Raw genomic sequence first — 12,242 nt, forward strand, 5'->3', positions numbered from 1 at the left:
GATAAATAGTAAATAAATGTTTTTTAGCAGTGTACTATGCGGCAGAATATGCCGCATTGCAAGAATAGAATTTGATCAGATTCAATCAGCTTTGCAACAAACGTTGCAGGTTTTTATAGTCTTCATTAAAGATCGGATCTTCCTCACGAAGACTCAATACTTTCTCACAGGCATGCATCACGGTACTGTGATCACGACCGCCGAAGGCCATGCCAATTTCCGGGAAACTATCGCCAGTGAGTTCACGCGCCAACCCCATCGCCAACTGACGTGGACGCGCATAGATACGGGTACGTTTAGGTCCGACAATTTCTTTCAGCGGAATCCGGAAATATTCACTCACTACACGCTGGATATTTTCAGTACTGATGGTTCGGGCACGAATCGCGAGGACATCTTTTAACGATTCCCGCACCACCTCCAAATCAATCGAGGTGCCTTTAAAACGTGAAATAGCCACGACTTTGTTCAGTGCACCTTCCAGTTCACGTACATTGGCGACGACTTGTTGAGCCACAAACAAAGCACAATTACGCGGCAATTCTACCCCGATGTTTTCCGCTTTTTTCAATAAAATTTCGATACGTGTTTCAATATCCGGCGGTTCCACACCCACAGACAAGCCCCAGGAAAAACGCGAAACCAGACGTGCATCCAGTTCAGTCAGTTCTTTAGGATAACGATCTGAGGTTAAAATGATCTGTTTTGATTCATCCAGCAAGGCATTAAACGTATAAAAGAACTCCACCAAGCTGGCTTCTTTGCCGGCCAGCAAATGAATATCATCTACCAGCAATAAATCCAGCGAGCGACAATTTTTCTTAAACTCTTCAACCTTGCCTTGTTGCAAGGAACTGACAAAATCTTGCACAAAACTTTCGGCAGTCATATACATGACGCGCGCATTGGGTTTGGCTTGCAATAATGCATTCCCCACCGCTTGCATTAAATGCGTTTTACCCAAACCTGTGGGGCCATACAAAAATAAAGGATTATGTTGAGAAGCCCCTAACTGAGTCAAAACTTTACGACAGGTTTCCGCTGCCATTTGGTTCGAGCGTCCTTCAACAAATAACGAAAAAGTAAATAATGGATTTAATAAACGCTTACGGCTATTTTTAGGGCCTGATTCTTCTTTTTCTTTTCGCGGTCTAGCCATGGGGGCGGCAACCGATTGCAAAGCAGCAGTCGTGGTTGCAGGTTGTTCATTGGCGGATAGAATGGCACCCGGACGGGAATCGACCAAAATTTCGACTTTGCGTACCCGCCCCTCAGACATTTGTTCTGCCAAGATCGTGATCAGCTCAAGATGGTGTTCCTGAATATAACGGGTCCAATACGGATTGGGTGCATAAAGTTTTAATGTGTCGTTAAGCTCTTCAGCCACCAAAGGGCGAATCCACATTGTAAAGACATTACCCGAAAGCTCTTGTCGCAAACGAGTTAAACAGTCAGTCCAAAGCATGTGAAACCCCTATTTATTCCATTAGTTATAAAAAATCGTTTTGAGCCCGAACAAGCGGGTCGCCATTCTATCGAAGTTATCCACATCTGTCATGGCCCAATTAAAGAAATATCACTCAAAAAAGCAAATTTCAGTTTAAATTTAAATTCAAATCACGGTGTGGATAAGCTTACCCTCAAGCTGTGGATAAAATATACCATAAAGTTATCCACAATTTAATACAATTATAAAAACATGGATATCCACAATTTAAGATATTGTTTACAAAAAATAAAAATAGCTTTTCCACAGAAAAATGGCTCCCTAATAGTAATAAATTTAAATTTATAAATTTGAATTTAATTATAAGAACCCTTGCCCATGGGGATAACTTCCCATATTTTTAAATTTAAATTCAAAAGTCAGGAGAATAATCTTATCAATACTAAGTTGTGGATAATATTGTGAATATTTCTGTTTATAACTTATGTTTCATTATTAATCAAATGCTTATATTGTGTGTAAAATTAAAACAATTTTTAATGTGATAAAAAAATCTTAGATTTATCATTTGTCAAAAAAATACCTTATTTTGAAAGAAATTTTGTTTTTAATTGACAGATCAATGAATGAACACTAAAATCGCGAACCTTCATAGAAGATCATTTTTGGAGTTTCAATATGAAACGTACATTTCAACCATCAGAATTAAAGCGTAAGCGTGTTCATGGTTTCCGTGCTCGTATGGCTACTAAAGCTGGTCGTCAAGTATTAGCTCGCCGTCGTGCAAAAGGTCGTCATAGCTTAACTGTTTAATTAGTTAAGTTATTACGATTTTGGGTGTTATGACACTTTATGGCTTCAGCACAGACGTACGTATACGCTGTGCTGCCGATTATAAAAGTGTGTTTGATGGTGCGCTTTTTAAAGTGCATCAACCCCATTTCTTATTTTTGGCAAAAAATTCCGAACAGCCTTGTAGCCGTTTGGGTATTGTTGTTGCCAAGAAAAAAGTGCGTCGTGCACATGAAAGAAATAGAGTGAAACGTCTTGCTCGCGAAAGTTTTCGCCTTCATCAACAGCAATTAGATTTATTAGATATTGTGGTCATGCCTAAAGTTGGTATTGAAGCAATACCTAATGCAGAATTGCAACAGCAATTACTATTTGCTTGGCAGAAATTGCAACGCCTTGCCAATAAGCATAAAAAGATAGCTCCCTCCCCACAAAAGTAGAGAAGGCCAATGGTACGTTTACTGCATTGGTTGATTCGATTCTATCAGATCGCGATTAGTCCTTTATTGGGACCCCGCTGTCGTTATATTCCAACATGTTCTCAATATTCTTTAGAAGCAGTCCATTCTTATGGTGCTGTGCGTGGTGCGTGGTTAGCTACTAAGCGTATTTGTCGTTGTCATCCTTGGGGTGGTTCGGGTTATGACCCGGTTCCGCAAAAAGCAATTCGTTTTATTTCATTTCAGCAAATGGATTCTCAAACGCTTCACGTTGCTGTACCCTTTCGTGATCGTTTATTGAACCGAAATCACTCTAACTACTTGGGATAATAGATATGCAACAATGGGCCAGGTTTGCAATTCTAGGGGCTATGTTTGTCGTCGCATATTTGCTTATTTTGGCTTGGCAAAAAGATTATGGTCATGCAGAGACTAAACCGCAGCAAGAAGCTGCCGTGGTTTCGCATGAAGTATCTGCAGATTTGCCAAATGCTCAAACAGCTCCGGCAGCGTCTGACGTGCCTCAAGCAAATATTGCCACTCAGCAAACTACAACAGATGCCACTGCACCTGTAAGTCAACAGCTTATTTCAGTACAAACTGACCTTTATCATCTTTGGATTAATCCTAAAGGTGGTGACATTGTTCGTATTGAATTACTCAATCATGACAAAAATAAAGACAGCGATGAACCGTTTGTCATGCTGGAAAGTGATGCGAAACGTACTTACGTCGCTCAGTCTGGCCTGATTGGTTTAAATGGACCGGACAGCAACCGTAATGGTCGCCCGGTGTATGAAGTTGAAAAAGCAACTTATACTTTGGCTGATGCTAAAGCTGAAACAACAAAAGATGGTAAGGCGGTTAAAGTTTTATCGGTACCAATGATCTATAAAACGGCTGATGGTGTAGAAATCATCAAAACATTTACCTTTAAACAAGGTGAATACCCGATTATTGTCAACCACAAAGTTGTGAACCGTAGTGCTCAGAACTGGCAAGGTCAAATGTTTGGTCAAATCAAACGTGACAATTCGGATGATCCAGGTAAATCAGACCAAGGTATTTTTACCCTAGGTACATTCCTGGGCGGTGCTTGGGGTACACCTGATGAACACTACAACAAGCTTAAATTTGCCAACTTCAATGAAGAAAAATTGAATGTTGAAGCGAAAGGCGGCTGGGTTGGTATTGTTCAGCATTATTTCGTAAGTGCCTGGATTCCAGGTGATCTTAAACTGACGCAAGCCAATGGTCAGCCATATAGTGCGAAATTAGAATCGCGTCAATCTACTGATAATATGAATATTATCGGTTTTACTTCACCGATGATCAATGTACCTGCCGGTACTGCGGCTGAGTTGGATGCAACCTTCTATTCAGGTCCTAAAATTCAGTCTGAATTGAAAGACCTAGCGATTGGTTTAAACCAAACCGTGGATTATGGCTGGTTATGGCCAATTGCGAAGTTATTGTTCCTGGGGCTGCAGTTCTTCCATAACATTGTAGGCAACTGGGGCTGGTCAATTATCTTGTTGACTGTGTTGGTGAAACTAATTCTTTGGCCATTGTCGTCTAAGAGCTACCGCTCTATGGCGAAAATGCGTGTGATTGCACCTGAAATGCAACGCATGAAAGAAGAGTTCGGTGAAGACCGTATGCGTTTCTCCCAAGAAATGATGGCGCTGTATAAACGTGAACAAGTCAATCCATTATCAGGTTGCTTGCCACTGCTTTTACAAATGCCGATTTTCTTGGCCTTGTACTGGGTATTGATGGAGTCTGTAGAACTTCGTCATGCACCATGGTTAGGCTGGATTCAAGATTTATCTGCAATGGATCCATGGTTTATCCTGCCGTTATTGATGGGTTTGACCATGTTCATTCAGCAGTCTTTAAATCCGCAACCGGCTGATCCGATGCAGGCAAAAGTCTTCAAAATCATGCCGATTATCTTCACCGTATTTATGTTGTTCTTCCCTGCGGGCTTGGTGTTGTACTGGATTGTCAACAACAGTATTACCATCTTGCAGCAAAGTTTGATCAACAAAAGTGTGGCGAAAGAACGCGAAAAACGTGACGTTGTTTAAGTAACGACTAATTGCGAGTAGCTGAATAAATCCGCTTAAGATGGTAATCTTAGGCGGATTTTTATTTGGCTATGATTTGGGATTTTTTAGGTGAATTTTATGCAAAACCGAACAACGATTGCTGCAATTGCAACTCCGCCCGGACGTGGTGGTGTGGGGGTGATTCGTCTGTCAGGTCCAAAATCCTATGCCATTGCAGAAGCCTTGACGCAAAAGGCTTTACCCAAAGCCCGTTTTGCCGGCTTCCGTCAGTTTCATGAGGCAGCGGGTGAAGTCATGGATGAAGGCCTGGTGATTTGCTTTCCAAACCCAAACTCCTTTACCGGTGAAGATGTGGTGGAGCTGCAAGGTCATGGTGGCCCGGTCATTCAAAATGCTTTATTAGGTCGCTTGCTGGAATTGGGTGCAATTGCGGCCAAGGCGGGTGAATTTTCCATGCGTGCTTTTGAAAATGGCAAGCTGGATTTGGTGCAAGCGGAAGCAATTGCCGATTTGATTGATGCAACGTCACAAGCAGCGGCACGCTCAGCAGTACGTTCACTACAAGGGGCATTCTCGACCCGAGTGAACACCGTATTAGAAAAGTTAATTCATCTACGTTTGCATGTAGAAGCGGCTATTGATTTCCCGGAAGAAGAAATCGACTTTTTGGCGGATGGTAAAATTCTGGCTTTGCTGGAAGATGTGCAAAGTTCAGTCACGGCTGTGCAAAAGTCTGCCCGCCAAGGCCAGTTGCTGCGTGAAGGCTTGCAGGTGGTGATTGCCGGTAAACCGAATGCAGGGAAATCTTCGTTATTGAATACTTTGGCCGGAAATGAACGTGCGATTGTCACCGATATTGCCGGTACCACGCGTGATGTCCTGCATGAAAAAATTACTCTGAAGGGCTTGCCGATTACCCTGACTGATACTGCAGGGCTGCGTGAAACTGGCGATATTGTCGAAAAAGAAGGGATTCGCCGCGCAATTAAAGAGATTGAACAAGCCGATTTGTTGCTGTTGGTGTATGACCTAAGCCAAGGTGAAGAGCCTTTGCAACTGGCACAAAACTATTTTGCCGAACATCTGGAACCACGTCGTCTGATGTTGATTGCCAACAAGTGTGATTTAACCGGTACTGCTGCTGAAATTGGCGATTATCAGGGCTTTCGTCATATTACGGTCTCAGCCAAGCAGGAAACTGGTGTTCAGGCGCTTATAGATGCGATTACAGCACATGCAGGCTTCCAGCCAGAAGAAGATACCTTTATTGCGCGTACACGTCATTTAGACGCGATGAAGCGTACACAGGTGTATTTGGCAGAAGCACATGAGCAGTTAGTGGTGTATCAAGCGGGCGAGTTAGTAGCTGAATCTTTACGTTTGGCACAAAATGCCTTGTCTGAAATTACCGGTGAATTCAGTGCAGATGATTTATTAGGAAAAATCTTTGGATCATTCTGTATTGGAAAGTAATCCAATCGATTTAAAAGAAAAGCCCTCAATTGAGGGCTTTTCTTTAAGCAATTTTCTTATGCCAAACTATCAGTGCAAGACACAGTAAACCAACCCCTAGGCAGAATCCTAAAACACCCAGCATTAAACCAAAATGATCGGCTAAATAACCTACTGCAATAATCGGTATAATCGTGCCTAAGTAACCAATAAACAAATAGGTCGACATTACTGCAGCACGATTATCGGTCGTGGTCATCTGGTGAATTAAACCGAATGCCCCCATCAAGCCAAATCCATGTCCTACACCGACCAAAATATCGCTGATAAAGAACAAAATGCTCCACTGCATACTCATACATAAGCCCAGTAAAATAAAGCTGAGCACGAGCGTTATCAGTCCTAAATTCAGGCTTTTGCCAGCAGGCAAATTTTTAGCAAGAAATTGTACGATGGCGGAAACCATTAAAATGCTGGCAATGGCTGAGCCACTGACCAGAGGTCCATGCCATGGAATCAGATTTTTCACAAAAGATGGGGAAAGCGAGGCAAATAAGCTAAATGCTCCAAAAGCACTAAATGCAGTGAAACCGGCAATAAAGAACAAGGCTTGATGTTGGACTGCAGGCATTTCTAAATGCGGTGCGATTGAAAAAGGTTGGGCTTTAAATTGTCGGACTTTAACCAGAAATAAACCAAAAAAACATAAAACCGCAGCGACAATAACCGGTAAATAAGGGGTAACTAAAGGCTGGCTAGAGAACTGGGCAATCAGCCCACCAATAAATGGTCCTAGTCCAAAACCAATCACGGTAATGATAGAACTTAATTGCGGTGCATTTTGCTTATGACTGTCTGGAATAGTGGTAATTAACCCGAGCATTGCAGAGGTGCTGATCAGTCCGGAGGCGATTCCAATAATAAAGCGACCTAATCCCAGCCAAAGTGCATTCGATGCAACAGAGGAAAGCGCTAAACCCAATATCACAAACACGATACCAATTTGTAATGTACGTAGAAATCCAAAACTGTTGCTGGTTCGGCCTAAAAATAACAAGGTCGCCAGACAGCCGAACATATAGGCGACAAAGATATAAGTAATATGGCTGGGTAATAAATGCCACAGCTCTTGATAGATCGGATATAAGGGACTAGCAAGCGCAGTTCCAATGGTTCCAATACAAAGTGCCAGGCTGACCATTAAAAATGGTCGCCATGATTGTTGAGTCGTCATGTAGGGTCACAGAAACAGCCGCTAGATTATGTGAAAAATAGCGAATATTTACAGAGGAAAAGAAGAGCTATAGATTAATTCTTATCAGCCTCAGAGGTCAATTTAGAAGATGTAAATCATTTAACTATAACGCTTTAATAATTTTAAAAATTCAGTAAGTTCCTGTTCATTAATTTCAGTCTGTTCACCAATCACGTGATGACGTAAATGTGATTCGATCAATTCATTCATTAGACCATTCACGGCGCCTTTAATGGCAGCGACTTGCTGTAATACCGTAATACATGAATGCTCAGGGCTGTTTAAGGCTTGCTCTACGGCGTTCATTTGCCCTTGTAAACGTTTGACTCGATTCTGAATTTTCTTGTCTTGATGTAAATGACCCAACACAACTCTCCAAAAATAAATATACTACGGGGGAGTATATTTAAGCATTAAGATTATGCAAAAACCCCCATTGACCAGAACACACGCTCATCAGTTTGATGAAGGTAATCCCCTCGCCCAAAAACGCATTCTATGGGCCACTATTCTAACGGCAGTGATGATGCTATTAGAAGTGATTGGAGGATGGATTTACAACTCTATGGCATTGCTTGCCGATGGTTGGCACATGAGTTCACATATGCTGGCCTTGGGACTGGCTTATTTTGCCTATCGTTCTGCACGTCATTATGCAGAAGATAGCCGTTTTAGTTTTGGCACCTGGAAAATTGAAATTTTAGCCGGATATAGCAGCGCGATCTTATTGATGGTGGTGGCGATACTTATGGCGTTCCAATCAATAGAACGACTAATAAATCCCATAGACATTCATTATAACCAGGCCATTCCAATTGCCATTTTAGGTTTGGTGATTAATTTAATCTGTGCATGGTTGCTGCATGATGATCACCATCACCATCACCATCACCATCACCATCATGAAAATGAACAGCAACATGAACATCACCACCATGATTTAAACCAGAAAGCCGCCTTTATGCATGTAGTAGCAGATGCGGTGACTTCTGTATTTGCGATTATTGCGTTGTTTGCTGCCAAATATTTGGGATGGGGTTTTCTGGATGCACTCTTGGGGATTGTCGGTTCAATTCTGGTGGCAAAATGGGCGATTGGTCTGATCAAAGAGACAGGGAAAACCTTACTCGATGCAGAGATGGATCATCCTGTGGTTGAGGAAATTCGCAAAGTGATTGCAGAGTTTGCGCTGGTAGAAATTACTGACCTACACGTCTGGAAAGTCGGCAAAGGCAAATTTTCCTGTATTTTGGCCTTAGCCACCGATTCCAACTTGAATGCCGACCAAGTTCGTGAAGCACTTTCTATTCATGACGAAATTGTGCATGTGTCGGTGGAAATAAATCCGCTGTAAATCAGGTTCATGTTCCACGTGAAACCTATAGGAGCGAATATGTGTGCTTTGCGTAAGGGCAGCTAAAATTTTAAGATTATCTGGCTAGTTTTTGAGTAGAATCAACAGGAAAGATTTTGAAGCAATGAGCAAAACAGATGATTAAAAAAACATTGGCATTCGCCTTGGTTAGTTTTATTTCCAGCTTAACTTTGGCAAATGTTGATACGGTTAAAACTAACCTGGGTAAGCAACATCCTAAATTGAAGATTGAAAACATTCAAACCACCGAGATGAAAGGCATTTATAGCGGTTCAATGGATGGTCAAGTAGTGTATTTGGGGGAAGATGCACAACATATTCTGGTTGGTTCAATGTACCGATTAAGTGATCAGAAAAATTTGACCAAAGATTTAGTGCTTGAGCAGAACAGTATTGAATGGAAAAAACTGCCTTTGCAGGATGCAGTAAAAAGTGTACGAGGTAATGGTAAACGCCAGATCGCAATCTTTTCTGACCCAAATTGCCCATATTGCAAACAACTTGAGGCTGAAATAAACAAGTTAAATGATGTCACTATTTATACTTTTATTTATCCAATCAAAACCCAGTCTATTGCTGTTTCCAAACAAGTGTTTTGTGAAAAAGATTCCGCCTTGGCCTGGTCAAATCTGATCAGTAAAGGTATACAACCTAGTTCGAATAAAAGCTGTGCCAACCCGATTGAGCGTAATTTGAGTTTGGGCAAATCTTTAGGTCTAAATGGAACTCCCGCAATTGTTTTCTCTAACGGTTTTAAAGTAATGGGTGTTCGTTCTGCGCAAGAAATTCAACAAATTTGGAAAGAATTAGGTTTATAAACATCGTAATTGACCAATAAAAGCATAAAAAAAGCACCTGATCAGGTGCTTTTTTTAACGGTAACATTGATTATTTTAAATCAACATTTAAACGCGTGATTTTTTAGTGACCATATTATAAATGAACAAAATAATGAGAGCGCCGATCACGGAAGCAATAAAGCCTGCTGCTGAGTTTTCATCGTAAAGGCCGAGTAAACGTCCACCGTAAGTCGCTAGTAAAGAACCTGCAATACCCAACAAGGTGGTCACAATAAATCCTGATTTATCATTTCCAGGATGAATAGCACGCGCAATTAAGCCTGCAATAAAACCTACTACGATGGCAACTATAAGTGTCCACATATGTCTTCTCCATTTATCGTTTGTTTATATCTTTTCATTACGCTTTCATTTTTATAATTAATCATTTATGCAAAAGGAAACAGTTGAGTCCTGCTAAAAACTGTTGTTTTTTTGTTTAGGATTAAATCCAGTGCATAAAAAAGTGGCCTGGGGCCACTTTAAATATAGGAGATCAGTCTTAAAGACCAATTTCACCAATAAATGGAATGTGACGATATTTCTGGTCATAGTCTAAGCCGTAACCGACAATAAACTTATCCTCTACTTCAAAGCCTAAAAATTTCACTTCAAGGTCAATTTCACGACGTGAAGGTTTACTGATTAAAGTACACAGTTCAATAGAATTTGGGCTACGGGTGCTCAAAATTTCCAGTACTTTACTCAGGGTATTGCCTGAATCAATAATATCTTCAACAATCAGAACATCTTTACCGCGAATTTCGCCGTCCAGGTCTTTTAAAATTTTAACATCACGACTTGAAACTGTACCGCCACCGTAACTTGATACCGTCATAAAGTCGAGTTCATGCGGTTTGCTAATTGCGCGACATAAATCAGCCATAAAAATAACTGAACCACGAAGTAAACCAATCAAAACAAGTTCTTTGTCACTATTGGCATAGTGAGCATCAATTTTTGCACCAAGCTCTTTGACTTTCGCATGAATTTCTTCAGTTGAGATCATTACGCTCATTTGAACGGTCATGGGTAGATACCTAAAAGCAGATCAAAATAAAAAAGGTGTTGACCAGCAACACCTCAAAAGATGTTTTAATTTTAATACATCTGCTCAAGAGATGCATCTTTTTTGCGCCTGAAAGTGTATCAAGCCTTGAGCTGTGCGCTATCACGCTTAAGTAGTACCGCACAAAACAGGCCTATTCCAATCAGCAAGAATATCTTTTTACGGGATATTGTTGTGGTCTTATGCTTTGACATATACCGCTTCTCCATAAATATAAGTGGCATGGATATTACGATCATCGCCCATGGTCATTAGGGCAAATAAAGCATCTTCTATACCTTTAGTACGTTCTTGACGCAATGCCTGCAGTGCTGTGGCTTTTAAATCCAGCACAATAAAGTCGGCTTCTTTACCCAGGTTAAAGTTCCCCAGTTTATCGTCCAGATCTAAAGCTTTTGCTCCCCCCAAAGTGGCGTGATACAAGGACTCAAATGCCGAGAGTTTATCGCCCTGAAGTTGTTGGACTTTGTAGGCTTCATTTAAGGTTTGCAGCTGGTTAAATGAAGTGCCCGCACCTATGTCTGTGCCTAAGCCGACTTTGACCTGTTTTTCCCAGGTTTTTTTCAAGGGAAATAAACCACTGCCCAAGAATAGGTTGGAGGTGGGGCAAAAGGCAATCGCCGAGTTGGTCTGGTGCATACAGTCCCATTCAGCTTCTTCTAAATGCACGCAATGGGCAAAGACCGAGCGCTGCCCTGTTAAGCCATAGTGATGATAGACATCCAGATAGCCTTTTTGTTCTGGAAATAGCGCTTTGACCCAAGCAATTTCATTCTTGTTTTCACTTAAATGAGTATGTACATAGGCATCTGGATATTCAGCTTTCAGCTCTCCTGCCCGAGCAAGTTGTTCGGGTGTAGAAGTCGGTGCAAAACGCGGGGTAATCGCATACAGGTTACGGCCTTTGCCGTGCCATTTTTCAATCAGCGCCTTAGAGTCCTGATAAGCACTTTCTGCTGTGTCACACAGATCTTCAGGTGCATGACGGTCCATCATTACCTTGCCGGCAATCAAACGCATTTGCTGCTGTTCTGCAGCTTCAAATAAGGCATCGACCGATTCAGCATGGACTGTACAAAACACCAAGGCAGTGGTGGTGCCGTTTTTTAATAATTCCTGCACAAAAAATTGCGCGATTTTGTCGGCATAAGCTTTATCTTTAAACTGTAATTCGGTTGGAAAAGTATAGGTGTCGAGCCATTCTAATAACTGTTCTCCATACGCACCGACCATCTCGGTTTGCGGGAAATGAATATGGGTATCAATGAAGCCCGGCACAATCAACTGTTCAGGATAATGCTCAAGATCCGTATTTTCATTTAGTACATGTTGCCCCTCTTGCCATGTTCCAAACCAGGTGATTTTTCCAGCGCTAGTGATGAGCAAACCATCTTCAATATAACGAATCGCTTGAGGGATATCGGAGGCTTGGGTGACAGTGTGTTGAATATCAAGAAAGCGACCACGAACGGCGCGTTGAGCCTGAAGAGGAGACATGCAT

The 12,242-nt window shown here is 41.6% G+C and carries 12 protein-coding genes and 1 pseudogene; 7 read left to right on the forward strand and 6 right to left on the reverse strand.

Going from position 1 to position 12,242, the window contains the following annotated elements:
* Positions 1-85: 85 nt before the first annotated feature.
* Positions 86-1,465: a chromosomal replication initiator protein DnaA gene (gene dnaA / locus AC3CAU_RS03180; RefSeq protein ID WP_424620774.1), complete on the reverse strand. Its 1,380-nt coding sequence runs from the start codon at positions 1,463-1,465 to the stop codon at positions 86-88.
* A gap of 660 nt (positions 1,466-2,125) precedes the next feature.
* Here dnaA and rpmH point away from each other — a divergent pair.
* From rpmH to mnmE, 5 genes are all read left to right on the forward strand, one after another.
* Positions 2,126-2,260, forward strand: a complete 135-nt coding sequence (gene rpmH / locus AC3CAU_RS03185; protein WP_000831329.1) for a 50S ribosomal protein L34 — start codon at positions 2,126-2,128, stop codon at positions 2,258-2,260.
* 29 nt (positions 2,261-2,289) lie between these two features.
* The gene (gene rnpA, locus AC3CAU_RS03190; protein ID WP_131218078.1) at positions 2,290-2,679 is read left to right on the forward strand and encodes a ribonuclease P protein component; all 390 of its coding nucleotides are present in this window, start codon (positions 2,290-2,292) and stop codon (positions 2,677-2,679) included.
* Positions 2,680-2,688: 9 nt separating this feature from the next.
* Positions 2,689-3,009 carry a membrane protein insertion efficiency factor YidD gene (yidD, locus tag AC3CAU_RS03195; protein ID WP_424620776.1) on the forward strand — a complete coding sequence of 107 codons (321 nt, stop codon included), beginning with the start codon at positions 2,689-2,691 and terminating at the stop codon, positions 3,007-3,009.
* A gap of 5 nt (positions 3,010-3,014) precedes the next feature.
* Positions 3,015-4,769 (forward strand): membrane protein insertase YidC, encoded by a 1,755-nt coding sequence (gene yidC / locus AC3CAU_RS03200; RefSeq protein ID WP_424620778.1) that lies wholly within the window; start codon positions 3,015-3,017, stop codon positions 4,767-4,769.
* 99 nt (positions 4,770-4,868) lie between these two features.
* Positions 4,869-6,224: a tRNA uridine-5-carboxymethylaminomethyl(34) synthesis GTPase MnmE gene (gene mnmE / locus AC3CAU_RS03205; RefSeq protein ID WP_424620780.1), complete on the forward strand. Its 1,356-nt coding sequence runs from the start codon at positions 4,869-4,871 to the stop codon at positions 6,222-6,224.
* Positions 6,225-6,267: 43 nt separating this feature from the next.
* Here the strand turns inward: mnmE and AC3CAU_RS03210 are convergent, their stop codons facing one another.
* Positions 6,268-7,437, reverse strand: a complete 1,170-nt coding sequence (locus tag AC3CAU_RS03210) for an MFS transporter (protein ID WP_447053821.1) — start codon at positions 7,435-7,437, stop codon at positions 6,268-6,270.
* A 120-nt stretch (positions 7,438-7,557) separates the two neighbouring features.
* On the reverse strand, positions 7,558-7,824 hold the full coding sequence (locus AC3CAU_RS03215) for a metal/formaldehyde-sensitive transcriptional repressor (protein WP_424620782.1): 267 nt from the start codon (positions 7,822-7,824) through the stop codon (positions 7,558-7,560).
* 55 nt (positions 7,825-7,879) lie between these two features.
* On the opposite strand from AC3CAU_RS03215, the pseudogene dmeF reads away from it, so the two are divergent.
* A pseudogene (dmeF, locus tag AC3CAU_RS03220) lies at positions 7,880-8,868 on the forward strand (CDF family Co(II)/Ni(II) efflux transporter DmeF).
* An 81-nt stretch (positions 8,869-8,949) separates the two neighbouring features.
* Positions 8,950-9,651, forward strand: coding sequence for a DsbC family protein (locus tag AC3CAU_RS03225; protein WP_447053820.1), 702 nt, complete (start codon positions 8,950-8,952; stop codon positions 9,649-9,651).
* 87 nt (positions 9,652-9,738) lie between these two features.
* On the opposite strand, the gene AC3CAU_RS03230 is transcribed toward AC3CAU_RS03225, so the two are convergent.
* From AC3CAU_RS03230 to guaD, 3 genes are all read right to left on the reverse strand, one after another.
* The gene (locus AC3CAU_RS03230; RefSeq protein ID WP_086198927.1) at positions 9,739-9,996 is read right to left on the reverse strand and encodes a GlsB/YeaQ/YmgE family stress response membrane protein; all 258 of its coding nucleotides are present in this window, start codon (positions 9,994-9,996) and stop codon (positions 9,739-9,741) included.
* 178 nt (positions 9,997-10,174) lie between these two features.
* Positions 10,175-10,702 carry a hypoxanthine phosphoribosyltransferase gene (gene hpt / locus AC3CAU_RS03235; RefSeq protein ID WP_447053819.1) on the reverse strand — a complete coding sequence of 176 codons (528 nt, stop codon included), beginning with the start codon at positions 10,700-10,702 and terminating at the stop codon, positions 10,175-10,177.
* A 219-nt stretch (positions 10,703-10,921) separates the two neighbouring features.
* Positions 10,922-12,238: a guanine deaminase gene (guaD, locus tag AC3CAU_RS03240; RefSeq protein ID WP_447053818.1), complete on the reverse strand. Its 1,317-nt coding sequence runs from the start codon at positions 12,236-12,238 to the stop codon at positions 10,922-10,924.
* Positions 12,239-12,242 lie beyond the last annotated feature (4 nt).

This window comes from Acinetobacter sp. GG23, assembly GCF_057766365.1.

Coding starts and splice junctions, on each gene's coding strand:
- AC3CAU_RS03210 (WP_447053821.1), bottom strand. CDS start 7,437: ATGACGACTCAACAATCATGGCGACCATTTTTAATGGTCAGCCTGGCA.
- hpt (WP_447053819.1), bottom strand. CDS start 10,702: ATGACCGTTCAAATGAGCGTAATGATCTCAACTGAAGAAATTCATGCG.
- mnmE (WP_424620780.1), top strand. CDS start 4,869: ATGCAAAACCGAACAACGATTGCTGCAATTGCAACTCCGCCCGGACGT.
- guaD (WP_447053818.1), bottom strand. CDS start 12,238: ATGTCTCCTCTTCAGGCTCAACGCGCCGTTCGTGGTCGCTTTCTTGAT.
- dnaA (WP_424620774.1), bottom strand. CDS start 1,465: ATGCTTTGGACTGACTGTTTAACTCGTTTGCGACAAGAGCTTTCGGGT.
- yidD (WP_424620776.1), top strand. CDS start 2,689: ATGGTACGTTTACTGCATTGGTTGATTCGATTCTATCAGATCGCGATT.
- rnpA (WP_131218078.1), top strand. CDS start 2,290: ATGACACTTTATGGCTTCAGCACAGACGTACGTATACGCTGTGCTGCC.
- yidC (WP_424620778.1), top strand. CDS start 3,015: ATGCAACAATGGGCCAGGTTTGCAATTCTAGGGGCTATGTTTGTCGTC.
- AC3CAU_RS03225 (WP_447053820.1), top strand. CDS start 8,950: ATGATTAAAAAAACATTGGCATTCGCCTTGGTTAGTTTTATTTCCAGC.
- rpmH (WP_000831329.1), top strand. CDS start 2,126: ATGAAACGTACATTTCAACCATCAGAATTAAAGCGTAAGCGTGTTCAT.
- AC3CAU_RS03230 (WP_086198927.1), bottom strand. CDS start 9,996: ATGTGGACACTTATAGTTGCCATCGTAGTAGGTTTTATTGCAGGCTTA.